Raw genomic sequence first — 25562 nt, forward strand, 5'->3', positions numbered from 1 at the left:
TGCAATCGGTATTGCGCTTAAATTAATCAATAGGGTATATACTTTGAGCTGGCGAGGCGCTGAAAAAATCGCCGCCTTTGACGCCGGCTGTGCGCCGCGTCGTGTTTTCACCACGGGAAAGACGCTAACCTAATGAATTATCAGGCAGCACAGAGGGGGAAATACCATGTGGCAAGCCGTTAGCCGTCTGTTAAGTGAACATCTTGGCAGCGCAGAGATACGCGAAAGGATTGAACTGCCCGGGGGCGACATTCACCCGGCGTGGCGCGTGAGTTACGGTGACAACGAGGTGTTCGTGAAATGCGACGCCCGTGAGCAACTGCCGATATTCACCGCCGAGGCCGATCAGCTGGCGTTGCTGGCGCGCAGCAAAAGCGTGCGGGTACCGGAAGTGTATGGCGTCGGCAGCGATCGCGACTACAGCTTCCTGCTGCTGGAGTATCAGCAGTTGAAACCCCTCGACGCCCACGGCGCCTACTGCCTGGGGCAACAACTGGCGCATCTGCACCAGTGGAGCGAGCAACCGCAGTTCGGTCTCGACTTCGACAGCGATCTGACCACCACCCCGCAACCCAACGCCTGGCAACGCCGCTGGTCGGAATTCTTCGCCGAGCAGCGCATCGGCTGGCAGCTGCAGCTGGCGGCGGAAAAAGGCATGACCTTCGGCGACATCGACGACATCGTCGATCGGGTGTATCTGCGCTTGCAGCATCACCAGCCGCAGCCTTCCCTGCTGCACGGCAACCTGTGGCCGGGCAACTGCGCGATGACCGCCAACGGGCCGATCCTGTTCGATCCGGCCAGCTACTGGGGCGACAGAGAGTGCGATTTGGCGATGCTGCCGCTGTATCCGGAGCTGCCGCCGCAGATCTACGACGGCTATCAGAGCGTGTGGCCGCTGGGGGCCGGATTTATCGAACGCCAGCCGCTGTATCAGCTGTACTACCTGCTCAACCGCAGCAATCTGTTCGGCGGCCAGCATTTGGTGGCTGCCCAACGCGCGGTGGAGGCGCTGCTGCAGCCCGAGGCGTCGTAACGTACCGGGGCGCCGTGCGGCGCCCCGATCATGGTTCAGGCCGCGCCGGCCAACTGCCCCAACAGGCGGATCACGAACCAGGCGATCACCGCAATCACGATAGGCAGGATGTACAGCGGGAAGTATTGCAGGAAGATGGTGTGGTGCGGCAGCGTAATGCGCTCCTCAAGCTGTTGGCGCGTGTGCCCTTCGCTGCCCTTGGCCTGCTCCAGGATCATCTGGTCTTCTAACCCTTCGCGGATGAACTTGACCTGACGCGACATGCGCGCGCCGGAGGCCTGCAGCGCCAGCCCGACGAAAATCAGAATATAGATGATGATGAACATCAGATTGGCGCCGCTGAACAGGCTTTTATCCACGTCAGGCACCGGTGAGTTGTACCAGAAAAGGTTCAGGAACGGCGTGTTGAAACGCACCATGTCCACCATCACGTGGACAAAATCCAGCATCACTGCGTTGATGCCCTTGGTTTTTTCACTGTGCTGATAGATAAAACCCAGCACGGAAATCAGCGTCGACAGCAACGCCGGGATAAAAACCACCCATCCGAGAATGCGTTTCAAAATGGCGAGACGCCCGGCCTGTTGATACGTCATGTGTTCCCCTTGTTAGCGACGTAACCGAATCGGCTAAGTCTACCTGCTGTTGGCGAAACTCGCCCACCGTTTTCTTCACTCCCTCTGTGCTACAAGCTTAGCCGAATTCGTCGAAATCAAAAACTTAACGGCGCCGGCACACTATCATTGAAGGGGTAACGTTATCCATTCGGACAGAGGCCGCCATGATTCGACTGATTATCTTATTGCTGGGCGCGCAGGCGCTGCACGGCCAGCGCCGCCTGCTGGTGCTGTTCGGTTGGCTGTGGATAGCCGCAGGGGCGCTGATGTTGTTCGACATACTGCAGGATGGCCGGTCGGTGCTGGCGCTGGATGCGCTGGCGGTCATCCTGGCGCTGGAGGGGCTGGTGGCGATATCCGCTGCGCTGGTGATCGGCTCTTCGGCCAGCAGGCCGGTGTTGCTGAAGGGATTGGGTTTCGTGTTTATGGCCTTTTTAATGCTGGACGTGCCCGCAGACGATAACATCGTCGCCACCGTGGTGTTTGGCAGCGCGCTGCTGCTTGACGGCGCCGTGCGCATCGCCTCCTCCACGGTGATTCAACACAGTCGATGGAAAGGCGTGGCGCTAGCGGGCGGCGGCGAGATCCTGCTTTCGTTGATGATTTTTGTCGGCTGGCCGGCGCCGCATCGGATGACGGTGCCCTTTTGCCTCGGCGTGATGATGGTGCTTTCCGGCTGGGCCTTATTGCGTATCGCCCGGAGACTGACAAGCTTCTCTCTGAATCAGCACCCCGCGCGGCAGCCACCGCACCCGGAGGATGAGACTGCGCCACTCACGGTGTACGTCTGGACACCGATTGGTGCGGCTAAAGATCCGCGCCGGCGTTACATCGTCGACCGATACATCGCGGCGGTCGACGGCGGCGGCAATATATCCACCGGTCATGCCGCCCTGGCGCTCGCGCCGGATGTGTATATCAGTCACTACCCGCTCAACGACATCAGCCATTCCGTTCAGGATTTCCGCCAGTTGTTGCATGCCGGCGAGCAGAACAACGTCGACGGGCGTTTCCTGCCCGACCTGCCGGGTGAGATCGCCGCCTGGTGCCCACCGGACAAGAAAATTCAATTCTACCGCTATAACCCGGCGGCGCTGCGCGCATTCTGGCTGCGTTATCGGCAAGACGCCACCTACAATCTGACCCGACGCAACTGTTCCACCACGGTCATCGGCGCGCTCGACAGCGCGTTGGAAGGCGTACTGGGCGATAAACACCTGTGGCGCCGCTTTCTGTTGCTGGTGCTGGATCCCAATCTGTGGATGCTGGCGGTACTGCGCAGCCGCGGCGAAAGCATGACCTGGACGCCGGGTTTGGTGCTGGACTACGCACGCATGTTGCAACAGGTCACCGAGCGTCAACATCAGCGCTGGTGGCTAAAATTGCGCGAGGCGTGGAATATCCTGCGTTTTGGCAAAAGCCAAACGCGCAGGCAAAGGTTTTAGTCTCGTCACCGGCGATGATAAAGTGTCGGGCACATTCACCCGCGCCGGCAGGAGTTAACCGTTAATGGCTTATTCGCAACGCATTGAAACCGCAATTTTTGATATGGACGGCTTGTTGATCGACTCGGAACCGCTGTGGCTGCAGGCAGAGCTGGATATCTTCGGCGCGCTGGGTTTGGATCTGTCTGACCGTCACAAGCTGCCGGACACGCTGGGGTTGCGCATCGATCTGGTGGTGAAGATGTGGTACCAGGCGATGCCGTGGCAAGGGGTTTCGCTCGATGAGGTGTCGGCGCGGATTATCGAGCGCGCCATCGAGCTGGTGCACGAGACGCGCCCGCTGCTGCCGGGCGTTCAGCAGGCGCTGGAGCTGTGCCGCAGCCAGGGGCTGAACATTGGCCTCGCCTCCGCCTCGCCGCTGCACATGCAACAGCAGGTGCTGAAGATGTTCGATCTTGAAGGTTACTTCGATCAGCTGGTTTCCGCCGAATACCTGCCGTACAGCAAACCACACCCTGAGGTCTACCTGATCGCCGCCGAGCGCCTGGGCAGCGATCCGCTGCGCTGCATCACGCTGGAAGACTCCTTTAACGGCATGATCGCCACCAAGGCCGCACGCATGCGTTCCATCGTGATCCCGGCGGCCGAATACCGTCACGATCCGCGCTGGGCGCTGGCGGACCACAAGCTGGAGACCCTGGAACAGCTCACTCTCGCCCACTTTGCCTGACCTGCGGCGCCGGTCATCGGCGCCCTGGCTTTCCGCTCTGCGCCATAAAAGGGATCCGTGCCGCAAAACAAACGAAACATCGTTTCATTATTATTGAATCGGCATGCTGTTGTTATTATGCTGGGTGGCAGGGAAAGCGACGGCCCGCGGCGCGTTGTCACTGCCACGCAGCGTTCTTCGCGGCCGCCGCTTCCTCCCGCCGCCGCACGCTGAAACCGCCTTCGTTTCTCTCCGTTCCGCACCGCCCATTGCCCGTTTTTCGTTCCCCCCCGTCAAAATCGATGATTTGTTAGGCGCTGCCGTAACAAGCCGTTGTAAAACAGGGAAAAATAAACAATTGGTTACAGGGTAACTGCTTCCACTACTGGGAATTTTCCCATATACTGGATAAATTAACAGTTTACCAGCCGGAATCGCAACAGCATGACCGCGGAAGGACATCTCATTTTCTCTGTCGCTTGCGCGATCTTCGCCAAGAAGGCGGAAGTGACGCCAGAGCTGGCTACCGGCGACTGGTGGCACATCATACCCGCCGCGCTGCTCACCTCGCTGCTGCCGGACATCGATCACCCCAAGTCGGTACTGGGCCAGCGCCTGCGCTGGATCGCCCTGCCCATCGCCCGCGCCTTCGGCCACCGCGGTTTCACCCACAGCCTGCTGGCGATCGCCGGCGGCATGGCGCTGTTTCAGCTGGACGTGCCGCGTAGCTGGCCGATCCCGGCCGACGCGCTGCACGCCATGATCATCGGTTACTTCAGCCATCTGCTGGCCGACATGCTCACGCCCGCCGGCGTGCCGCTGCTGTGGCCGTGCCGCTGGCGTTTTCGCCTGCCCCTGCTCAACTCGCAAAAAGGCAACCAGCTGGAGCGCGTACTGTGTCTGTGCCTGGTGGCGTTTGCCATCTGCTGGCAAGGCGATTTCACCCTGCCGGTGCAATCCTATGTCGAGCAAATCAGAAATATCAGACTCTGATCACAAAAACCCACTCAACCCATCACCTTCATGTATATAAAACAAACAAAAACACACAAAAAGCTATATCAAATTCCATTTGGATATAAGTAGGCCACTCAGCAAACTGTTACGATATTTACATCGCGACATACGTGATGCGTAGTCGTTTTTATAAGAAAGATTATTGGAGACATTGGGGATGAATCTTCCGCTCGTGATTAACGTGCTGGTGTTTGTCGCGCTTCTTTTGCTGCTGGCGCAAACCCGCCACAAGCAATGGAGCCTGGCGAAAAAAGTGCTGGTCGGCCTGGTGGTCGGCGTAGTATTCGGTCTGGGCCTGCAGCTGGTGTACGGCGCCGACAACCCGGTACTGAAAGAATCCATCAGCTGGTTCAACATCGTCGGCAACGGCTATGTGCAACTGCTGCAAATGATCGTCATGCCGCTGGTGTTCGCCTCAATCCTGAGCGCGGTCGCCAAACTGCATAACGCCTCTTCTCTGGGCAAAATCAGCGTCCTGACTATCGGCACGCTGCTGTTCACTACGCTGATCTCGGCGCTGGTGGGCGTGCTGGTCACCAACCTGTTCGGCCTGACCGCCGAAGGCCTGGTGCAGGGCGCGCAGGAAAGCGCGCGCCTGACGGCGATCCAGACCAACTACGTGGGTAAACTGGCCGATCTGACCGTGCCGCAGATGGTGCTGTCGTTCATCCCGAAAAACCCGTTCGCCGATCTGACCGGCGCCAGCCCGACGTCGATCATTAGCGTGGTGATTTTCGCCACCTTCCTCGGCGTGGCGTCGCTGCAGCTGCTGAAAGACGACAAGCCGAAAGGCGAGCGCGTGCTGGTGGCTATCGACACCCTGCAGGCCTGGGTGATGAAGCTGGTGCGTCTGGTCATGAAGCTGACGCCGTACGGCGTGCTGGCGCTGATGACCAAAGTGGTCGCCGGTTCCAACATTCACGACATCGTCAAGCTCGGCAGCTTCGTGGTGGCCTCGTACATCGGCCTGGCCATCATGTTCGTGGTGCACGCTGTGCTGCTGGCCTTCACCGGCGTTAACCCGATGAAGTTCTTCCGCAAGGTGTGGCCGGTGATCACCTTCGCCTTCACCAGCCGCTCCAGCGCCGCCAGCATTCCATTGAACGTGGAAGCGCAGACCCGTCGTCTGGGCGTGCCGGAATCCATCGCCAGCTTCTCGGCGTCGTTCGGCGCCACCATCGGCCAGAACGGCTGTGCGGGCCTCTACCCGGCGATGCTGGCGGTGATGGTTGCGCCGACCGTCGGCATCAACCCGCTGGATCCGGTGTGGATCGCCACCCTGGTTGGCATCGTCACCCTCAGCTCCGCCGGTGTGGCGGGCGTGGGCGGTGGCGCCACCTTCGCCGCGCTGATCGTACTGCCGGCGATGGGCCTGCCGGTGACGCTGGTCGCGCTGCTGATCTCGGTCGAACCACTGATCGACATGGGCCGTACCGCGCTAAACGTCAACGGCTCCATGGCGGCAGGCACCATCACCAGCCAGCTGATGAAGCAAACCGACAAAGCCGTGATGGACAGCGAAGACGAAGTCGAATTGGCTCACAGCTAACGCCCTCTCAGATCGAAAAAACCGGGGATTATCCCCGGTTTTTTTATGCCCCGCGTTCGGTCGTTACGGCCGCTCGCCGTTCGCCAGCCGCCGGTTGATATCGGCGATCACATCCGGTAATTGCGCCAGCGTGTCTATCACATAATGCGCGCCCGCCGCGTACAGCTTATCGGCGGCCGCCGTGCGGCGCTGCTCTATTTCCCCTGCCGCCATTTGACGGTACTCCGACCAGGTAGCGCCGAACTCGTTGCCGGACAGCGCCAGCCCGACGCTCCACATCCCGGCGTTCAGCCCTTCGGCAATGCCCGGCACCGCGTCATCGACCTTCACGCAGTGCGTCACCGCATCGATGCCCAGCGCGATGGCGTTCTGCAACGCCATCCACGGCCCCGGTCGGCCGCCGGCCGCAAGATCGTCAGTGGCGACCCAGTAATCCGGCGCATAGCCGCGCTGCGCGGCGGCAGGCACCAGCACCTCCATCACCGCACGCGGATAGCCGGAGCAGGAACCGATTTTAATGCCCTGTTCACGCAGAGCGGCGATCGCCTGTGGCACGCCCTCGATGGGATCGGCGAAATCGATCACTTTGGCGATTTGCAGCGGCATAAACGCCTGATACAGCGCGTCGATATCCTGGTGGCTCATCGAGCGGCCCAGCTTCTGCCGCCAGCGCGCGTCGACCGCCGGCAGTTTGCCCAGCGCCTCGATGTGCTGCCATTTGCCGAGCCCCATTGGAATGCGCGCCTCCGCCAGGCTGATGTCGATATCGAAGGTTTGCTTGAACGCCTCGACGAAAATCTGCGTTGGCGCAAAGGAGCCGAAGTCCACCGTGGTGCCGGCCCAATCGAGGATCACTGCGTTGATCTGTTTCATGGTCAATCCTTATTGATTCCAGTACATCGCCTGCCCAATGGCCACCAGCAAACGTTCGATATCCTGCGGATAAATTTCCCCGATGTTGCCGATGCGGAAGCAGTCGCTTTGCGACACTTTGCCGGGATAGATCACGAAACCTTGCTGCTTCAGGCGCTGATAAAACTCGGCGAAGCGGTAAGTGTCGGCCTCAGGCGAATAGAACGCGGTGATGATCGGCGAGTGCAGCGCATCGTCCAGCAGGGTCTCAAAGCCCAGTTCACGCATGCCCGCCACCAGCCGACGCTGATTGGTCTGATAGCGGTGGTGGCGCGCGGCAATACCGCCCTCTTGTTCCAGCTCTTTCAGCGCCTGCGCGAAGGCCAGCACGGTGTGGGTCGGCGACGTAAAGCGCCATTTGCCGGCCTGGTCTTCCATACAGCGCCACTGGGCATACAGATCCAGCGACAGCGAGCGCGAACGGCCGGCGCATTTCTCCAGCTCGCTGCGGCGGGCGATGACGAAAGCGAAGCCCGGCACGCCCTGAATGCATTTGTTGGCGGAGCTGATCAGAAAATCGATGCCCAGCGCGTCCACATCCAACGGAATGCCGCCGAAGCTGCTCATGGCGTCAACGATAAAGGTTTTACCGTTGCGCGCCGCCAGACCGGCGACCTTCTGCAGCGGGTTGAGCATGCCGGTGGTGGTTTCACAGTGCACCATGGCGATATGGCTGATGCGCGCATCGCTTTTCAGCACCGCCTCCATCGCCGCCACGTCCGGCTCATTGACCTCGCCGCAGTCGAAAGCGTGGTGGTCAATATCCATTAGCCGCGCCATTTCGATCATTCGCGCCCCATAGGCGCCGTTGTTGACGATCAGCAGCTTGTCCTGCGGGCCGATGACCGTGCCCAACACGCCTTCCACCGCAAAACTGCCGCTGCCCTGCAGCAGCACCGCGGTGTAACCGGCGGACGGCGTCGCCAGCGCCACCAACCGTTGGCGGATGCGCTGCACCACGCCCAGGTTGTAATCTTCATCCCAGGTGCAGCTGTCATACAGCATCGCCTCTTTCACCGTTTTCGATGTGGTCAGCGGACCGGGGGTCAACAGCAGGTAGTTACGATCGGACATGTCATTCACCTATTTGGTCTATACCAGATTGCGGGCATTGTGGCGGCAAATTCCTTCCCCGGTCAAACGACAAAGCGCGGTGAAACAAAAAATTCATCTGGCTATGTATAATAAGCGCGTGCCGGAATGTCGGGCCGATGCCATAGCGAGATGAAATGAAAGAACATCAGGGCGATATGCCCCATTACCTGCAGATCAAGGATCAGCTTCAGGCGCGCATCACCCGCGGCGCGCTGCAGGCGGGCGACAAGCTGCCTTCGGAGCGCGAGCTGTGCGCCATCTTCTCTACCACCCGCGTTACCATTCGCGAGAGCCTGGCGCAGCTGGAAGCCACCGGCGCCATCTACCGCGCCGATCGCCGCGGCTGGTTCGTCACGCCGGAACGGCTGTGGCTGGATCCGACGCAGAACACCAACTTCCACCGCCTCTGCCAGGAGCAAGGGCGCACGCCGCGTACCGCGCTGCTGTCCGGCGAAAAAACCACGGTGCCGCTCGACGTGATGCAGCCGCTGGCGCTCGAGCCGTTCGATCAGGTGTATCTGCTGCGCCGCGTGCGCTATGCCGACGGCCGCGCCATCTGCTATTGCGAGAACCACTGCCTGCCGCAGCGGGTGCCGGAACTGCTCCGCCACGATCTCAACGGCAGCTTGACCGAGGTTTATCAGCAGCATTACGATTTGATTTACAGCAACATGCACCTGTCGTTCTACCCGACCGCCCTGCCTTACCGCGCCGCCAACGCGCTCGGCGCCATGGTCGGCCTGCCCGCCTTATTGCTGCGCCGCTTGAATTACGATCAGCACGGCCGCATTCTCGATTTCGATATCGAATACTGGCGCCACGACAGCCTGCGCATCGAGGTCGATACGCTTTAATCTCCTGAATATCGGGGCTGCGCCTGCCGCCCCCTTTTCTCTCCCACGCCCAATCCCCGTTGCCGGTAAATATATTTTTCCGCTTTCATTTGTTTGTCATATTCGCCGATTAGCTTGGCCGCACATCTGGTGTATACCAGTTTCGCATTAACCCGCAACAGTGAGGCTGAAGCTATGAAACTTTCTCGTCTGGTCGTGATGACCGCCATCGCACTCGGCTCCGCGCCGGCCTGGGCCGCCGATGCGGTGGTGACCGTCTACTCCGCCGATGGCCTGCACGACGGCGATCACAGCTGGTATCAAACCCAGTTTGACGCCTTCACTCAGGCAACCGGGGTCAAGGTGCAGTACGTCGAAGGCGGTTCCGGCGCCATCGTCGAGCGGCTGTCGAAAGAGCGCAGCAACCCGCAGGCCGACGTGCTGGTGACGCTGCCACCGTTCATCCAGCGCGCCGCCGCGGAAAAACTGCTGCAGGACTTCACCCCGCAGGATGCGGCGCAGATCGCCAACGCCCAGCCGCAGTTCGTGCCGCTGGTGAACAACTACCTGAGCTTCATCTATAACGCCAAACTGCTGCCGCAGGCGCCCGCCAGCTACCAACAGCTGCTGGACGCGCAGTTCCGCAACAAGCTGCAGTACTCCACGCCGGGCCAGGCGGGTGACGGTACCGCGGTGATGCTGCAGGCGTTCCACAGCTTCGGCAGCAAAGACGCCGGTTTCGACTACCTCGGCAAGCTGCAAAGCAACAACGTCGGCCCTTCGGCCTCCACCGGCAAGCTGACCGCGCTGGTCAATAAAGGGGAGCTGCTGGTGGCCAACGGCGATCTGCAGATGAACCTGGCGCAGATGCGCAGCAACCCGAACGTGAAGGTGTTCTGGCCGGCCGGGCCGGACGGCAAGCGCAGCACGCTGGTGCTGCCTTACTATGTCGGCCTGGTGCAAGGCGCGCCGCAAAGCGCCAACGGCAAAAAACTGATCGACTTCCTACTGAGCAAAGAAGCGCAGAGCAGCGTCAGCGCCATTTCCTACGGTATGCCGGTGCGTAAGGACGTCACCCCGACCGACGATAACTTCAAGCAGTCGCAGGCGGCGCTGAAAGGCGTGGACATCTGGGCGCCGGACTGGAATCAGGTGGTGAGCAGCCTGTCCGCCGATATCTCCCGCTGGCACCAGGTGACCGAATGACGCTGACGATGCCTTCTACCCTCTCTTCCCGCGCCGAGGCGCGGGATCGCAGCCAGGACATCGCCGGGCCGTCGGGCATTCAGCTCGACCGCGTCAGCGTGTCGTATCGCGGCACCGAGGTGCTGAAACCCCTGACGCTCACCATCGCCCCCGGCGAAGTGCTGGCGCTGATCGGCCCCTCAGGCTCGGGCAAAACCACCGTGCTGCGGGCCATTGCCGGATTCGTGCAGCCGTCCGCCGGGCGTATTGCCATCGGTGACGTCGATGTCACCGACGTGCCGCCTTATGAGCGCGGCCTGGGCATGGTGGTACAGAACTACGCGCTGTTTCCGCATATGCGCGTCGAAGACAATGTGGCGTTCGGCCTGCGCGCGCAAGGCAAGCCGCGCGGCCTCACCGCCGAGCGCGTCGAAGAAGCGCTGGCCATCGTCGGCATGTCCGCCTACGCCAAGCGCTATCCCAGCCAGCTTTCCGGCGGCCAGCAGCAGCGGGTGGCAATCGCTCGCGCCATCGCGGTGCGCCCCAAAGTGCTGTTACTGGATGAGCCGCTGTCGGCGTTGGACGCGCAAATTCGCCACAGCATGGTGGAAGAGATCGCCCGCCTGCACCGCGAGCTCCCAGAGCTGACCATCCTGTACGTCACCCACGATCAGGGCGAAGCGCTGACGCTGGCGGACAAGATCGGCATCATGCGCGACGGCCACCTGATCGCCCACGGCGAGACCCGCGCGCTTTACCATCATCCCACGAACCGCTTCGCCGCCGAGTTCCTCGGCCGCGCCAACCTGCTGCCGGCCACCGCGCTGGAGACCACTACCGGGCAAGGCATGACCACCGTCAGCTGCGCCGGCAAAGTGATCGGCTGCTTCACCTACGGCGCACAACGCGGCTTCGACAAACTGCTGTGTATTCGGCCGCAGCATATTGCGCTCGATGCCGACGCCCAGCGCAGCAACTGCCTCATCGGTACGCTGCGCGATATTCACTGGCAGGGGGAATTGACGCACCTGCAGTTCGACGCGCAAGGCCATCCGCTGCGCGTGGTCACCACCCACCGCAGCCGGATGCCGCAGATCGGCGAGCGCGTGCCGCTCTATTTCGCCCCCGACGACGCGGTACTGATCGAGGACTGACATGACCGACTCTACGCTTATTCGCCCGGCCCTGCGGCTGCGCTTGCCGCGCCGCCTGTGGATCCTGCTGCCGCTGCTGGTGCTGGCGACGCTGTTTTTCTATCCGCTGGCGCTGATCGTCAAACAGGCGTTTACCGACGAGCAGGGGCTGTTCAGCGCCGCCGCGCTGCAGCAGGTGTTCGAATCCCGACGCTTTGTCGGCGCCCTGCTCAACACGCTGCAGATTGCGCTACTGGCGACGCTGGGCTGCCTGGTGCTCGGCACCCTGCTGTCGCTGCTGCTGGTGTTCACGCCGTTCCCCGGCAGCCGACCGATCGCCCGGGTGATCGATACCTTTATCGCCATGCCGACCTTCCTGATCACGCTGGCCTTCACCTTTATCTACGGCTCCGCCGGCCTGCTGAACGGCACGCTGATGGCGACCTTCGGTTTTACCCTGCCGCCGGTGGACTTTCTTTACTCCATTTGGGGCGTGATCCTGGCGGAAATCACCGTGTTTACGCCGCTGGTGATGCGCCCGCTGATGGCGGCGCTGTCGCAGATCGATCGCAGCCAGCTCGAGGCCGCCAGCATCCTCGGCGCCCGGCCGGGGCGCGTGGTGCGCCAGGTGATTTTGCCCGCCGCGCTGCCGGCCTTGCTGGCCGGCGGCAGCCTGTGTTTGCTGTTGACCACCAATGAGTTCGGCATCGTGCTGTTTATCGGCGCCAAGGGCGTCACCACGCTGCCGATGATGGTCTACTCCAAAGCGATTCTGGAGTCGGATTACGCCGTCGCCTGCACGATCGCCGTCGTGAATATCGCGCTATCGCTCGGGCTGTTCTCCCTTTACCGCTACGCCGCGGCGCGCGCCGGGCTGAGGAACTGACAATGTTGATTTGGTCCCGCACCGGACGCACCCTGACCTGCACGTTGACGATCACGCTGTTCGCCCTGTTCTTCTGCCTGCCGCTGGCGGTGATCCTGATGTCCAGCCTCAGTGAGCAGTGGAACGGCGTGCTGCCGAGCGGTTTCACCCTCAACCACTTCCGCCAAGCGTTCAGCGGCGCCTCCTGGGACGCGCTGGTCGCCAGCCTGGCTATCGGTTTCAGCGCCAGCCTGTTCGCGCTGCTGTGCGGTACCTGGGCGGCGTTGGCGCTGCGCCACGTGCCTGAACGCGGCCGACAGCTGCTGGGCACGCTGTTTTTCATTCCCAGCGCGGTGCCTTCGGTCTCTATCGGTTTGGGGATGCTGGTGGCGTTCAGCCAGGGGCCGCTGCAGATGAACGGCACCTTCCTGATCGTGCCCGCCGCTCACTTCGTGCTGATTTCCGCCTTTACCTTCGGCAACGTGATGGCCGGGCTGACCCGGCTACCTGGCGACTACGAGAACGTCGCCGCCAGCCTGGGCGCGTCGCCGCTGTTTCGCCTGCGCCACGTCACCCTGCCGATGATCGCCCCCTATATGATCTCCGCCTTCGCGCTCAGCCTGTCGCTGTCGATGGGGGAGCTGGGCGCGACCATGATGATCTACCCGCCGAGTTGGGCGACGCTGCCGGTCACCATTTTTAGCCTGACCGATCGCGGCAGCATCGCCAACGGCGCGACGCTGACCATGATCCTGGTGGCGGCCACGCTGTTGCTGATGTTAGTACTGGAGCGGATTGCTCAGCGGCTGACGCCGGGCGCAAAATAGCAACAAGGCGCTGCCATGGCGGCGCCTTGTTCTTCGAAGCGAAGGGTCAGAACGGGTAGTCGTGATAGCCCTGCTGTTCGGAAATGCGTCGGGCGGCGACGTGCAGCAACGCCACATACTCCTCCCGCGCCGCTTCGGAAAAGCGCAGCGTCGGGAAAGAGATGCTCAGCCCGGCGATCGCTACCCCGAACCTGTCAAAGACCGGTACCGCGATGCAGCGGATCCCCGCTTCTTGCTCTTCGGCATCTTCGCCGTATCCCTGCGCTCGAACCCGATCCAGCACCGGCAACAGTTCGGCGGCGCTGGCCAACGTATGTTCGGTGCTGCGGGTAAACTCAATCTGCGACAGGATCTGCGCCACCTCATCCCGCTCGCGCCAGGCCAGCAGCACTTTACCGATGGCGGTGCTGTGCAGCGGGTTGCGGCGACCGATGCGCGAATACATACGCAGGTTATACATCGCGTCGATCTTGTGGATGTAGACGATGCCATCTTCGTCCAGAGCGCCGAGGTGGATGGTCTCGTGGGTAAGATTCGACAATTCGCGCATCTGCACGTCGGCGCTGCGGATCAGATCGACGTTCTGCAACGATTTGGCGCCCAGCTCGAACAGCTTGAGCGTCAGCGCATACTTTTCCGTCTCGCTCTCCTGTGAAACGTAGCCCAGCGCTTTCATGGTCTGCAGAAAACGGTAGACAGTGCTTTTAGACATCATCACCCGCTGGGACAGTTCGGTAATGCCAATCTCGCGCTCATCGCCGAGCGCCTGCAAAATGCCGAACACTTTCATCACGGATGAGACGGCATCCGGTTGCTTGTCTGAATCTGCGTTAGCCATGGTGCATACCCTACTTAACGGTTTTGTTTCAGGAAATTTAAACAAGGGTTTCAGTATAATCGGAACAGATCGCAGCGCGCAACGCAGCTGAGCGCTAAGCAATTGAAGCCAAATGAATAACCGCCTGCCGCTCAACGCCGTTTACAATTAAGCGGACAAGGGGCATGCAATCACAGGCGAATATGATTAGCATGATAATACTCCCCTGAATAAATACCGCTGAGACCAACATGCGTCCTTGTTCCGACGGCCTCCCCGTCCCGCAACGCTATGGGGCGATCCTCGCCATCGCCCTCGGCATTACCGTATCCGTGCTCGACGGCGCGATAGCCAACGTGGCGCTGCCCACCATCGCTCGCGATCTCAACGCCAGCCCGGCCAGTTCCATCTGGGTGGTCAACGCCTATCAGTTGGCGATCACCGTCTCTCTGCTGTCGCTGGCGTCGCTCGGCGATCTGGTCGGCTATCGCCGTATCTACCAGGCCGGGTTGCTGGTGTTCAGCATCACCTCACTGTTCTGCGCCCTGTCCGACTCGCTGCTCACGCTGACCATCGCCCGCGTGCTGCAAGGCTTTGGCGCCGCCGCTATCATGAGCGTCAACACCGCGCTGATCCGCATCATCTACCCGCAGCGTTTTCTCGGCCGCGGCATGGGCATCAACTCGCTGATCGTCGCCTGCTCCTCGGCGGCCGGGCCGACGGTGGCGGCGGCGATCCTGTCGGTCGCATCCTGGCAATGGCTATTCGCCATCAACCTGCCGATCGGCATCGTCGCGCTGCTGCTGGGGATGAAATTCCTGCCGGCCAACGGCCAAAAAAGCGATAACCGCCGTTTCGATCCCACCAGCGCCGTGCTGAACGCGCTGACCTTCGGCCTGCTGATCACCGCCATCAGCGGCTTCGCCCAGGGCCAGAGCCTGACGCTGATCTTCAGCGAGATCGCCGCGCTGCTGGCGATTGGCGCGGTGTTCGTGCGCCGTCAGTTACGCCAGGAATTCCCTCTGCTGCCCGTCGACCTGCTGCGCATCCCGATCTTCGCCCTGTCGATGGGCACCTCAATCTGTTCGTTCGCCGCGCAAATGCTGGCGATGGTGTCGTTGCCGTTCTTCCTGCAAAGTGCATTGGGCCGCGACGAGGTGGCGACCGGGCTACTGCTGACGCCGTGGCCGCTGGCGATCGTGGTGATGGCGCCGATCGCCGGCCGGCTGGTGGAGCGCGTGCACGCCGGCCTGCTGGGCTGCATTGGGCTGGCGGTGTTCGCGCTCGGGCTGTTCTCTCTGGCGCTGCTGCCGGCGGCGCCGTCGAATATGGACATCATCTGGCGCATGATACTGTGCGGCGCCGGTTTCGGCCTGTTCCAGTCGCCCAACAACCACACCATCATCTCCGCCGCGCCGCGCAACCGCAGCGGCGGCGCCAGCGGCATGCTTGGCACCGCGCGCCTGCTGGGGCAAACCTCGGGGGCTGCGCTGGTGGCGCTGATGTTCAACCTGTTCCCCACATCCGGCACCCACGCTTCACTGATCCTGGCGGGGGTGTTCGCCACCCTGGCGGCGGTCGTCAGCAGCCTGCGCATCACCCAATCGACGGCGCAAGCGGCGCAGCCGAGCCGCGAGGTGAAATAGCGGGCATAAACGAGCCGGGCTCCCATCGATTGTAAAACCGACGGGGCCAGCACTGACGGCCGGCCTGAGCCGGGCCGCGTCGGATGCAATGCCGTGAGCATTGCAGGCCAGGCGTCAGTCTCCGTGCCTCAAGGGGCTTCGGCCTTGTCGTAAACAGGCTAAATAGGCGTCGTCATCCGGATACCAGCCAACAATGTGTTGGCCGTCGTGATCCATCCCCTCGAAGGCTTTCAGTAGGCCGGGGGTGAACATGCGCTTTATCAGATCTTCGGACTGCGCGCTGTCGATTCGACAGTCACAGCGCGTCTCTCCGTCAACCTGAACGAAGTTCTGCAACGAAGCGAGACATCGCGCGTCGAGGTCGCCATGGACATGGATAAACTCCCCCGTTTCTACCAGGGTGAGCGCGGTCAGGTCTCCCCCTACCACGAACGCGCCGTCGTTTCCTGAGCTGCAATAGGCATGGCGTATGCGGACATCGTCACGCACGACCAGTCCGCCCCAGCAAATCAGCGTATCCGCCTGCAGCCGCCCCAGCACGACAATGCCGCCGTCCTCTCGCTGCGGTGACACCGCCAGGCATCCCTCCACGAGCACATCGCCGTCCACGATCAGGTAATCGTAATCGTGGCCGTCGTGCTCGTCGGGGAAAAACGCCGGCTGGCGCAGATCGCCTGAATGCCAGCGAATAGCCGGCGGTTCATCATCGTCATCATGCCGGTTCAACAATTCCGCAACCGCATCGGCGACACCGCCAGCCAATGCGGCCAGGCGCGCCGACACCTCATCACCGTTGAGTAAGGGAAGGTGGTTGATTTTCATAGGGCCTCAGGGACAAATGTCATTGTGCCAAAGCATATAACATGCGCTTCCAAAGCCAAACAGGCGGTCGTGACCGGGCCCGATGCGGCTTGCCCTCTCACCGGGTGATCTGGCACCGCGCCAGCCCAGGCTGAGAGGCCGAAAGACGCTGTTTGCAGGTGGGATTCAGGGACTTCGGGCGCTGCTGCAGGGCATTTACGCCCGCAAACTTTGGTAAAGCGCTTTACCCCATTCATCGCCGAATTTCATTGCTGAATCCGCCGCCGCTGAAAAAGCGGTTCAGGCATGCCATAAAAAAACCCCGGCAAGCCGGGGTTTTTCCTTTCATTCAGCCGATTACTTCAGGTACTGGCCGGAACGCAGCGCTTCGATACGCTTGTCGAGCGGCGGGTGCGACATGAACAGCTCGCTGAACGACTTGGATTTGCCGTTGATGCAGAACGCCATCATGCTGCCCGCTTCCTGCGGTTCGTAGCTGGTTTTCAGGCGCTGCAAGGCGGCGATCATCTTCTCGCGGCCTACCAGTTTGGCAGAGCCTGCGTCGGCATAGAACTCGCGGTGACGCGAGAACCACATGGTGATGATGCTCGCCAGGATGCCGAACACCAGTTCCAGCACCATCGACACGGCGAAGTAAATCATCGGGTTGCCGTTGCCTTCCCCTTCGCCATCACCGTCGCGGTTGCCGAGGAAACCGGCGGCGACCTGCGCGATCAGGCGTGAAATGAAGATGACAAAGGTGTTCACGATGCCCTGAATCAGGGTCATGGTCACCATATCGCCGTTGGCGACGTGGCTGATTTCGTGCGCGATGACCGCTTCCGCTTCGTCGCGGCTCATGCTCTGCAGCAGGCCGGTGCTGACGGCGACCAGCGAGGCGTCGCGGCGTGCGCCGGTAGCGAAGGCGTTGATGTCCGGCGCGTGGTAGATAGCGACCTGCGGCATGGCGATGCCCGCCTGCTGCGACTGACGGCGTACCGTTTCCAGCAGCCAGTTTTCTGTTTCGTTACGCGGTTGTTCAATCACTTCCCCGCCGACGGAGCGCAGCGCCATCCACTTGGACATCAGCAACGACACGAAAGCGCCGCCGAAGCCGAACAGACCGGCCATGATCATCAGGCCCTGAACGCTACTGGATTGGATTCCTGTCAGGCTGAGCACCAGCCCGAAAACCAACATCACCGCCAGGTTGGTGAGCAGGAACAGAGCTATACGCATCATAAATTGTTTACTTCCTCATAAATGTTAACAAAACGCTGTCTAAGATACCCTAGATCGTATGGGCATTCGTCACAGTTTCAAGAGTCGCGCGTCATTAACCTACTAAAAATACGAAACTTTACAAAAACGGCACGCGACCGGGATTTGGCAAATTGTAAACGATTGTTGCGTAAGGCGTAGGGTTTTTTACCCTAAATTTGTCAGGCGATGCATCAGCCCACCTCCCTTCACCCTGCTGGGAAGCCGGCTTTCGCGTCGCCATAAAAAAACGCACCCGAGGGTGCGTTTTTCATCCTGCCGTACGCGGCCTTATTTGGCCGGCGTTGGCTGCTGAGCGGGCTGATCTTTTTCCAGATGAGCCAGGTCCAGCGCGATATGCACGGATTCATCCAGGTACGGATCCGGCTCCTGGTAATCCTTAGGCAGATCGTCGAGCGATTTCAGCGGCTTCTTGCCCGCGCGTTCCAGACGCTCGTTGATGCGTTTCAGACGGGTCGCGTCGTCATCGTGGTTCTCTTTCTCGCGCACCGCCAGATTGAGGGACACGATGTTGCGTTTATCCTTCAGCGCCTTGTAATGCGCGATATCCTGCGCGATGTACTGGAACTCTGGATTTTGCGCAATGCGCTGCTGGTGATCTTTCAGCAGCTCCGGCTCGAACGGCGCCATATCGCCTGTCTTGCTGTAGGTCGCCGCGTTGATGCTGTCCCACGGCATAGCGTTGTCTTCAAACGCTTCGCCGGTTTCCGCCGGATCGACGCCGGTCGGCATCAGAATGTCCGGCGTCACGCCCTTGCGCTGGGTACTGCCGCCATTGACGCGGTAGAACTTCTGAATGGTGTACTGCACCGAGCCAAGCGCTGGCCACTCAGGGCGCAGCATCTGGTCGTAGATGCGGTTCAGCGAACGGTACTGCTGCACGGTGCCTTTACCGAAGGTCGGTTCGCCGACGATCAGCGCACGGCCGTAATCCTGCATTGCCGCCGCGAAGATCTCGGAGGCGGAGGCGCTGAAGCGATCGACCAGCACCACCAGCGGGCCTTTGTAGTAGGTCACGCCGTCGGTGTCGGCGTCTTCACGCACTTTGCCGTTGTTGTCGCGCACCTGCACCACCGGGCCGCTCGGAATGAACAGGCCGGACAGCGACACCGCTTCAGTCAGCGCGCCGCCGCCGTTGGTGCGCAGATCGATGATCACGCTCTTGACGTTCTGCTTGGCCATCTTCTGCAGCTGCACTTTCACGTCATCGGTCAGACCGACGTAGAAGCCAGGGATGTCGAACACCGCCACCTTCTCTTTGCCGACGGTCTTGATGGTCATTTTCACCGCGCGGTCTTCCAGGCGGATACGCTCGCGGGTCAAGGTGACCACGCGGGTTTTGGTGCCCTTGCCGGCCGGCAGGATCTCAAGGCGCACCTTGCTGCCCTTCGGCCCTTTGATCAACGACACCACGTCGTCCAGGCGCCAGCCGATCACGTCCACCATCGGTTTGCCGGCCTGGCCGACGCCGACGATGCGATCGCCTACGGTGATCGCCTTGCTCTTCGCCGCCGGTCCGCCCGGCACCATCGAGTTGATCAGGGTGTAGTCGTCATCCATCTGCAGCACCGCGCCGATGCCTTCCAGCGACAGGCTCATCTCGGTGTTGAACTGCTCGGTGTTGCGCGGAGACAGATAGTTGGTGTGCGGGTCGATTTCATGCGCAAAGGCATTCATCGCCAGCTGGAAGACGTCTTCACTGTTGCTTTGCGTCAGGCGCTTGATGGCGAACTGATAACGCTTGGTCAGCGTGTCGCGGATTTCTTTGTCGGTCTTGCCGGTCAGCTTGAGGTTCAGCTCGTCATACGTGACTTTCGCATCCCACAGGCTATCCAGCTCGGACTTGTCTTTCGGCCACGGCGCTTTGCTGCGGTCGAGATCGATAGTGCCGTTGCCGGTGAAGTTCATCGGCTTGTCCAGCAACGACAACGCATAGGTGTAACGCTCAAAGCGGCGTTTCTGCGCCAGATTGAACAGCGCGTAGAAGGTGTCCAGCTTGCCGGTTTTCAGCTCTTCGCCAACCTGATTGCGTTTGCCGGCGAACTGCGCCACGTCGGAGGCCAGCAACACGTTATGGTTGTAGTCCAGCATGTTCAGGTAGCGATCGAAGATCTTGCCTGAAAACTCCGCGTCGAGGGCGAACTGGCGGTAATGAGAGCGAGTGAAGCGCGAGGTCACGCGCTCACTCACCGTAGCGTGCTGGGGTTCCTGTTGCAGTTGGGGCAGTTGGCCGATGCGGATGTTGGCTGTTTCCGCGCCGTAACTGACACCCGCCCACAGCAGCCCTGCAATCGCTGTTAATCTGACGAATTTGTTCATGCCTTGGTTGGCCTCCGTATCAGAACTGCAAGTGTTCTGCGCGCACAATCATCGCCAGACCGGAAGAGAGCTGCACACGTACGCCATCTTTAGCGATTTCGAGTACGGTAGCATCCATCGCGCTCTTGCCTGCTCTGACTTTGATTTCCTGGCCAATTTGCAGTTTAGAGATATCCGTGACTGGCGCATAACGCGGCTGGTTTTCCTCTTTTGCTGCACGAGGTTGGCGAGCGGGCTGTGGGCGAGTTTGTGGGCGCGGCTTGCGGTTTTCCGGCGCGGCTCCGCCTTCGCGACGTGCAGCGGGCTTTTTACCGGCTGGACGCGGACGGCGCGGAGCGGCATCGGCGGATTCGCCGGCAGCTTCACGTTTTTTGGCGTTTTGTTCGGCACGCTGTGCCTGAACGCGCGCTTTGGCTTCTTCAAGCTGCTGGCGAGCATGATCGACATGCTGCTGCTCAAGTTCACCGCACGGATTGCCGTCCAGATCGACGCGCTGTGCGCCAACCTTGACACCGTACAGATAACGCCAGCTTGAGGTATATAGGCGCAGGGCAGAACGCAATTGCGTTTTGCTGAGATTTTCTTCCCCCTGCACGCGCTCTACCAAATCCTGAAAAATACCGATTTTCAGCGGACGAGCTTCGCCTTCGGCGCTAAAGCAGAGCGGAAAACGCTCGGCAAGAAAAGCAATGACTTCTTTACTAGAGTTCAACTTAGGTTGATTTTCCATGAAATTTCCTGATTACAACGGTATTGCCAACAAGCCACAGGCATGAACAGGCGTCATTATAATGACGCCATCGGTAATTGCCACGTTAACCGTCGATCAACTTGCCGCTACAGTCACATATTTCGCACTGTCACACTGTTCCAGTTGCTCACAAAGCCCCGCCACCACTGCTTTCAGGCCCACTTCATCCTGTTCGTCGAAGCGTTGATAAACCGTGCTGTCGATATCCAAAACGCCGATCGCTCGGCCGCCAACCGCCAGCGGCAGCACGATTTCCGCGTTGCTGGCCGCATCGCAGGCGATATGGCCCGGAAACGCATGCACGTCACCGACGCGCTGCACGCGATTTTCCGCCACCGCCGTGCCGCACACGCCTTTGCCCACCGGAATGCGCACGCAGGCAATCTTGCCCTGGAACGGCCCCAGCACCAGCTGGTCGCCCTCCATCAGATAGAAACCGACCCAGTTCACGTCATCCAGACGCTCGTTGAGCAACGCGCTGGCGTTGGACAGCGCCGCGATAAAGTTGGTTTCCCCGCCGAGCAACGCGCTCAGGTCACGTTTTAATTCCGCGTAGAATTGTTCTTTTGTCATGTGTTAACCATTGAAACAATGAAGATGGCCAGAAGCCCAAAGCTTAGGCCCTATAAAATAAGCATTAAATGCGTATAGCCACAAGGTTAATCATCTGTTGCTTCACAAAACCCCGTCGCTCGGGGTATGTTTGCCGCTCAGAATCCCGGTTTACCTCGTTTTACCGTCCGGCGCCCGATCGCCGGTGACGCGGCCGGTTTATTTTTCAGCTACGCTGACACTTCCGGCGGGCTCAAGGGCAGCTACTTGTCAAAAATGAAAATACACGCGATCACCGCTCCCCTTTCCAAAGCGCGTCACCAGCGCTGCTGCGAGTGCGACCTGCTGTTCGTGCTGCCGCCGCTCAGCGGCAATCAAGCCGCCTATTGCCCGCGCTGCAACGCCAAGGTGGTGAACGGCCGCGACTGGTCGATGACGCGTCTGACCGCCATGGCGATCGCCATGCTGCTGCTGATGCCGTTCGCCTTCACCGAACCGCTGATCAGCATTCGTCTGCTCGGCACGCGCATCGACGCCAGTTTGCTGGAGGGCATCTGGCAGATGAGCCGCCAGGGCGATCCGCTCACCGCCAGCATGGTGGCGTTTTGCACCCTCGGCGCCCCGCTGACGCTGGTGCTGTCGCTGCTGTACCTGCGCGTCGGCCATGCGCTCGGCATGAACCTGCGCCCGGTGCTGCTGATGCTGGAGCGGCTCAAAGAGTGGGTAATGCTGGACATTTATCTGATCGGCATGGCGGTGGCGGCGATCAAAGTGCAGGATTACGCCGACATCCAGCCCGGCAGCGCGCTGATCGCTTACCTGTCGCTCACGGTGCTGAGCATCCTGACGCTGATCCACGTCAACCTGGAGCAGCTGTGGGAGCGCTACTATCCGCAGGAACAGCCGGAAGGCCCGCCGACGGCGCTGCACATTTGTCTGTCCTGCCACTATACCGGCTATCCCGACGCGCGCGGCCGCTGCCCGCGTTGCCATGTGCCGATGTGCCATCGCCAGCCCTACAGCCTGCAGAAAACCTGGGCGGCGCTGATCGCCGCGATGATCCTGCTGATACCGGCCAACCTGCTGCCGATTTCCATCATTTACGCCAACGGCACGCGGCTGGAAGACACCATTTTCTCCGGCGTGGTCTCATTGGCCACCTCCGGCAACGTGCCGATCGCCGCTATCGTGTTCATCGCCAGCGTGCTAGTGCCCTTCACCAAGGTGATCGTGCTGATCATGCTGTTGCTGAGCATCCACTTCAAAACCTCGCACAGCCTGAAAACGCGCATTCGTCTGCTGCGCCTGGTCACCTGGATCGGCCGTTGGTCGATGCTCGATCTGTTCGTTATCGCCTTGATGATGTCGCTGGTAAATCGCGATCAACTGTTATCTTTTACTATGGGACCGGCCGCGTTTTACTTTGGCTCGGCGGTCATTTTGACTATTCTTGCCGTTGAATGGCTCGATAGCCGATTGATTTGGGATGCACATGCAACAGGAAACGCCGACTACACCGACTGAAGCGCGGGTCAAGAACAAACGCCGCATTTCACCGTTCTGGTTACTGCCGTTCATCGCCCTGCTGATCGCCGGGTGGCTGGTCTATAACAATTTCCAGGAGCGCGGCACCACCGTCACCATCGATTTCCAATCAGCGGCAGGCATCGTCGCCGGCCGCACGCCGGTGCGCTACCAGGGCGTTGAGGTCGGCACGGTGCAAAAAATCAGCCTGAGCAAAGATTTACGCAGCATCGTGGTGGAAGCCAGCATCAAAAGCGATCTGGAAGACTCGCTGCGCGAAGGCACCCAGTTCTGGCTAGTGACGCCCAAGGCCTCGCTGGCCGGGGTATCCGGGCTCGATGCGCTGGTCGGCGGTAACTATATCGGCATGATGCCCGGCAGCGGCAAGGAGCAAACCCACTTCACCGCGCTCGATACCCAGCCGAAGTACCGCCTGAACACCGGCGAACTGATGATTCACCTGCATGCCGACGACCTGGGTTCGCTCAACAGCGGCTCGCTGGTCTATTACCGTAAAATCCCGGTCGGCAAGGTGTATGACTACACCATCAGCGAAGGCAACAAGGGCGTGACCATCGACGTGCTGATCGACCGCCGCTTCGCCAACCTGGTGAAGAGCAACAGCCGCTTCTGGAATGTCTCCGGCTTCAAGGGCGATTTCAGCCTGTCCGGCGCCACGGTGCAAATGGAGAGCCTGGCGGCGCTGGTCAACGGCGCCATCGCCTTCGATTCGCCGGCCGATGGCCAGCAGGCCAAGGGCGATCAAAGCTATACCCTGTATCCGGATCTGGCCCACAGCCAGCGCGGCGTCAATATTTTGCTGGATCTGCCGAGCGGCAACAGCCTGAGTGAAAACCGCACGCCACTGATGTACCAGGGACTGCAGGTCGGCACCCTGACCAAGCTGACGTTGCAACAGGACAGCAAAGTCATCGGTGAACTGACCATCGATCCTTCGGTGGTCGATCTGATGCGCAGCGGCACCCGTATCGTGATGCGCAGCCCGCGCATCAGCCTCAACGACGCCAAGCTCAGCCAACTGCTGACCGGCACCACGCTGGAACTGGTGCCGGGTGAAGGCGAACCGCAGCAGCGCTTCAACGTGCTGGACAGCAGCGAAACGCTGTTGCAACAGCCGGGTGTGCTGACCGTCACGCTGAATGCGCCGCAAAGCTACGGCATCGACGTCGGGCAGCCGCTGGTGGTGCACGGCGTGAAAGTCGGCCAAATCCTGAGCCGCACCTTGACCGCCGGCGGCGTAGTGTTCACCGCCGCCATCGACGCGCAGTACCGCGGCCTGCTGCATAAAGACAGCAAATTCGTGGTCAACAGCCGTCTCGACGTCAAGCTGGGCATTGACGGTATGGAAGTGCTCGGCGCCAGCGCCCAGGAATGGGTAGACGGCGGCGTGCGCATTATCCCCGGCAGCAAAGGGGAACCAGGCGGCCAGTACCCGCTATACGCCAACAGCGAAAAAGCCGAGGAAGGCATCGTCGGCAACGCCCCTTCTACCACCCTGACCCTCAGCGCCACCAGCCTGCCGGACGTGCAGGCCGGCTCGGTGGTGCTGTACCGCAAATTCCAGGTGGGCGAGATCGTCAACGTCCGGCCGAAGGCCAACGAGTTTGAGGTGGACGTCTACATCAGCCCGGAATACCGCAAGTTGCTGACTCGCGAAAGCATCTTCTGGGCCGAAGGCGGCGCCAAAGTGCAGCTCAACGGCAGCGGCCTGACGGTGCAGGCCTCCCCGCTCAACCGCGCGCTGAAAGGCGCCATCAGCTTCGACAACCTGCAGGGCGTGACGCTGAACAAAGGCGCCAACCGCGTGCTCTACGCCAGCGAAACCGCCGCTCGCGCGGTGGGCAGCCAAATCACGCTGAAAACCTACGACGCCAGCAAGCTGTCGGCGGGCATGCCGCTGCGTTACCTCGGCATCGACGTCGGCCAGGTGGAGTCGCTGCAGCTGGCGCCGGAGCGCAACGAAGTGTTGGCTAAAGCGGTGCTGTATCCGGAATACGTGCAGACCTTCGCGCGCCTCGGCAGCCGCTTCTCGATCGTGTCGCCGGAGATCTCCGCCGCCGGCGTCAGCAACCTCGATACCCTGCTCCAGCCTTATATCAACGTGGAGCCGGGGCGCGGCCGCGAGCTGCGCACTTTCGAACTGCAGCAGGCCAGCATCACCGACTCGCGCTATCTCGACGGCCTGAGCGTCGTGCTCGACGCCGCCGAAACCGGCTCGCTGCAGATCGGCACGCCGGTGCTGTTCCGCGGCGTAGAGGTCGGCACCATCACCGGTTTCTACCTCGGCGCCATGTCAGACCGGGTGCACGTCGCGCTGCGCATCAGCAAGAAGTACCAGCATCTGGTGCGCAACAACAGCGTGTTCTGGTTGGCGTCGGGTTACAACCTGCAGTTCGGCCTGACCGGCGGCGTGATCAAGAGCGGCACCTTCCAGCAGTTCATCCGCGGCGGCATTGCCTTCGCCACCCCGCCGACTATTCCGCTGGCGCCGAAAGCCACGCCGAACAAGCACTTCCTGCTGAACCCGGAAGAGCCGAAGGACTGGAAAACCTGGGGCACCGCCATTCCGCGCGATTAACTTTCGCGTTTTCCTCAGGGCCCGGCAATGCCGGGCCCTGTTTTTTTCC

Annotated in this window: 22 protein-coding genes; 13 read left to right on the forward strand and 9 right to left on the reverse strand. The window is 60.9% G+C overall.

The annotated features are described in order from the left end of the window. Nucleotides 1–166: 166 nt before the first annotated feature. Nucleotides 167–1036 (forward strand): fructosamine kinase family protein, encoded by an 870-nt coding sequence (locus ACJ8J5_RS12465; protein ID WP_033642864.1) that lies wholly within the window; start codon nucleotides 167–169, stop codon nucleotides 1034–1036. A gap of 35 nt (nucleotides 1037–1071) precedes the next feature. Here the strand turns inward: ACJ8J5_RS12465 and ACJ8J5_RS12470 are convergent, their stop codons facing one another. Beyond that, nucleotides 1072–1632, reverse strand: a complete 561-nt coding sequence (locus tag ACJ8J5_RS12470; protein ID WP_025302601.1) for a YniB family protein — start codon at nucleotides 1630–1632, stop codon at nucleotides 1072–1074. A 185-nt stretch (nucleotides 1633–1817) separates the two neighbouring features. Between ACJ8J5_RS12470 and ACJ8J5_RS12475 the strand changes: the two genes are divergently transcribed. The 4 genes from ACJ8J5_RS12475 (at nucleotide 1818) to ACJ8J5_RS12490 (ending at nucleotide 6373) form a co-directional block, all read left to right on the forward strand. Then, on the forward strand, nucleotides 1818–3098 hold the full coding sequence (locus ACJ8J5_RS12475; protein ID WP_025302600.1) for an HdeD family acid-resistance protein: 1281 nt from the start codon (nucleotides 1818–1820) through the stop codon (nucleotides 3096–3098). A 64-nt stretch (nucleotides 3099–3162) separates the two neighbouring features. Then, the gene (gene hxpB, locus ACJ8J5_RS12480; RefSeq protein WP_147823418.1) at nucleotides 3163–3828 is read left to right on the forward strand and encodes a hexitol phosphatase HxpB; all 666 of its coding nucleotides are present in this window, start codon (nucleotides 3163–3165) and stop codon (nucleotides 3826–3828) included. A gap of 423 nt (nucleotides 3829–4251) precedes the next feature. Then, nucleotides 4252–4800, forward strand: coding sequence for a metal-dependent hydrolase (locus tag ACJ8J5_RS12485; protein WP_004931456.1), 549 nt, complete (start codon nucleotides 4252–4254; stop codon nucleotides 4798–4800). Between the two features lie 181 nt (nucleotides 4801–4981). Continuing rightward, nucleotides 4982–6373 (forward strand): L-cystine transporter, encoded by a 1392-nt coding sequence (locus ACJ8J5_RS12490; RefSeq protein WP_025302598.1) that lies wholly within the window; start codon nucleotides 4982–4984, stop codon nucleotides 6371–6373. A gap of 63 nt (nucleotides 6374–6436) precedes the next feature. Here ACJ8J5_RS12490 and phnX read toward each other — a convergent pair whose 3' ends face one another. Both phnX and phnW read right to left on the reverse strand, forming a co-directional pair. Then, nucleotides 6437–7246, reverse strand: coding sequence for a phosphonoacetaldehyde hydrolase (gene phnX, locus ACJ8J5_RS12495; protein WP_414104673.1), 810 nt, complete (start codon nucleotides 7244–7246; stop codon nucleotides 6437–6439). Nucleotides 7247–7255: 9 nt separating this feature from the next. After that, the gene (gene phnW / locus ACJ8J5_RS12500) at nucleotides 7256–8359 is read right to left on the reverse strand and encodes a 2-aminoethylphosphonate--pyruvate transaminase (RefSeq protein ID WP_414104674.1); all 1104 of its coding nucleotides are present in this window, start codon (nucleotides 8357–8359) and stop codon (nucleotides 7256–7258) included. Between the two features lie 155 nt (nucleotides 8360–8514). On the opposite strand from phnW, the gene phnR reads away from it, so the two are divergent. The 5 genes from phnR (at nucleotide 8515) to ACJ8J5_RS12525 (ending at nucleotide 13223) form a co-directional block, all read left to right on the forward strand. Further along, nucleotides 8515–9234 carry a phosphonate utilization transcriptional regulator PhnR gene (phnR, locus tag ACJ8J5_RS12505; protein WP_033633223.1) on the forward strand — a complete coding sequence of 240 codons (720 nt, stop codon included), beginning with the start codon at nucleotides 8515–8517 and terminating at the stop codon, nucleotides 9232–9234. 174 nt (nucleotides 9235–9408) lie between these two features. Then, on the forward strand, nucleotides 9409–10419 hold the full coding sequence (locus tag ACJ8J5_RS12510) for a 2-aminoethylphosphonate ABC transporter substrate-binding protein (protein WP_049205185.1): 1011 nt from the start codon (nucleotides 9409–9411) through the stop codon (nucleotides 10417–10419). 2 nt (nucleotides 10420–10421) lie between these two features. Further along, nucleotides 10422–11552: a 2-aminoethylphosphonate ABC transport system ATP-binding subunit PhnT gene (phnT, locus tag ACJ8J5_RS12515; protein ID WP_376788308.1), complete on the forward strand. Its 1131-nt coding sequence runs from the start codon at nucleotides 10422–10424 to the stop codon at nucleotides 11550–11552. A gap of 1 nt (nucleotide 11553) precedes the next feature. Beyond that, complete coding sequence (phnU, locus tag ACJ8J5_RS12520; protein ID WP_197780571.1) at nucleotides 11554–12417, forward strand: 2-aminoethylphosphonate ABC transporter permease subunit; 864 nt, start codon at nucleotides 11554–11556, stop codon at nucleotides 12415–12417. 2 nt (nucleotides 12418–12419) lie between these two features. Beyond that, on the forward strand, nucleotides 12420–13223 hold the full coding sequence (locus ACJ8J5_RS12525) for an ABC transporter permease (RefSeq protein WP_025302592.1): 804 nt from the start codon (nucleotides 12420–12422) through the stop codon (nucleotides 13221–13223). Nucleotides 13224–13269: 46 nt separating this feature from the next. On the opposite strand, the gene kdgR is transcribed toward ACJ8J5_RS12525, so the two are convergent. Beyond that, nucleotides 13270–14061 carry a DNA-binding transcriptional regulator KdgR gene (gene kdgR, locus ACJ8J5_RS12530; RefSeq protein ID WP_414104675.1) on the reverse strand — a complete coding sequence of 264 codons (792 nt, stop codon included), beginning with the start codon at nucleotides 14059–14061 and terminating at the stop codon, nucleotides 13270–13272. 230 nt (nucleotides 14062–14291) lie between these two features. Here kdgR and ACJ8J5_RS12535 point away from each other — a divergent pair, with 230 nt between their 5' ends. Then, nucleotides 14292–15686 (forward strand): MFS transporter, encoded by a 1395-nt coding sequence (locus ACJ8J5_RS12535; protein WP_414104676.1) that lies wholly within the window; start codon nucleotides 14292–14294, stop codon nucleotides 15684–15686. Between the two features lie 114 nt (nucleotides 15687–15800). Here ACJ8J5_RS12535 and ACJ8J5_RS12540 read toward each other — a convergent pair whose 3' ends face one another. The 5 genes from ACJ8J5_RS12540 to ACJ8J5_RS12560 form a co-directional block, all read right to left on the reverse strand. After that, nucleotides 15801–16508 carry a hypothetical protein gene (locus ACJ8J5_RS12540; protein ID WP_060432938.1) on the reverse strand — a complete coding sequence of 236 codons (708 nt, stop codon included), beginning with the start codon at nucleotides 16506–16508 and terminating at the stop codon, nucleotides 15801–15803. A gap of 336 nt (nucleotides 16509–16844) precedes the next feature. After that, a complete protein-coding gene (gene htpX, locus ACJ8J5_RS12545; RefSeq protein WP_016927998.1) occupies nucleotides 16845–17729 on the reverse strand; it encodes a protease HtpX in 885 nt (294 codons plus the stop codon). Between the two features lie 309 nt (nucleotides 17730–18038). Beyond that, nucleotides 18039–20087, reverse strand: a complete 2049-nt coding sequence (gene prc, locus ACJ8J5_RS12550) for a carboxy terminal-processing peptidase (RefSeq protein WP_414104677.1) — start codon at nucleotides 20085–20087, stop codon at nucleotides 18039–18041. A 19-nt stretch (nucleotides 20088–20106) separates the two neighbouring features. Continuing rightward, complete coding sequence (gene proQ, locus ACJ8J5_RS12555) at nucleotides 20107–20817, reverse strand: RNA chaperone ProQ (RefSeq protein ID WP_033638287.1); 711 nt, start codon at nucleotides 20815–20817, stop codon at nucleotides 20107–20109. A 96-nt stretch (nucleotides 20818–20913) separates the two neighbouring features. Further along, nucleotides 20914–21411: a GAF domain-containing protein gene (locus ACJ8J5_RS12560; protein ID WP_025302587.1), complete on the reverse strand. Its 498-nt coding sequence runs from the start codon at nucleotides 21409–21411 to the stop codon at nucleotides 20914–20916. Between the two features lie 255 nt (nucleotides 21412–21666). Here ACJ8J5_RS12560 and yebS point away from each other — a divergent pair, with 255 nt between their 5' ends. Both yebS and ACJ8J5_RS12570 read left to right on the forward strand, forming a co-directional pair. Then, complete coding sequence (gene yebS, locus ACJ8J5_RS12565; RefSeq protein WP_025302586.1) at nucleotides 21667–22914, forward strand: membrane integrity lipid transport subunit YebS; 1248 nt, start codon at nucleotides 21667–21669, stop codon at nucleotides 22912–22914. Beyond that, nucleotides 22883–25513, forward strand: coding sequence for a PqiB family protein (locus ACJ8J5_RS12570; RefSeq protein ID WP_025302585.1), 2631 nt, complete (start codon nucleotides 22883–22885; stop codon nucleotides 25511–25513). Before yebS ends, ACJ8J5_RS12570 begins: the two co-directional genes overlap by 32 nt. Nucleotides 25514–25562 lie beyond the last annotated feature (49 nt).

Source organism: Serratia sp. CY43202 (genome assembly GCF_052168755.1).
Classification (GTDB): Bacteria; Pseudomonadota; Gammaproteobacteria; order Enterobacterales; family Enterobacteriaceae; genus Serratia; species Serratia bockelmannii.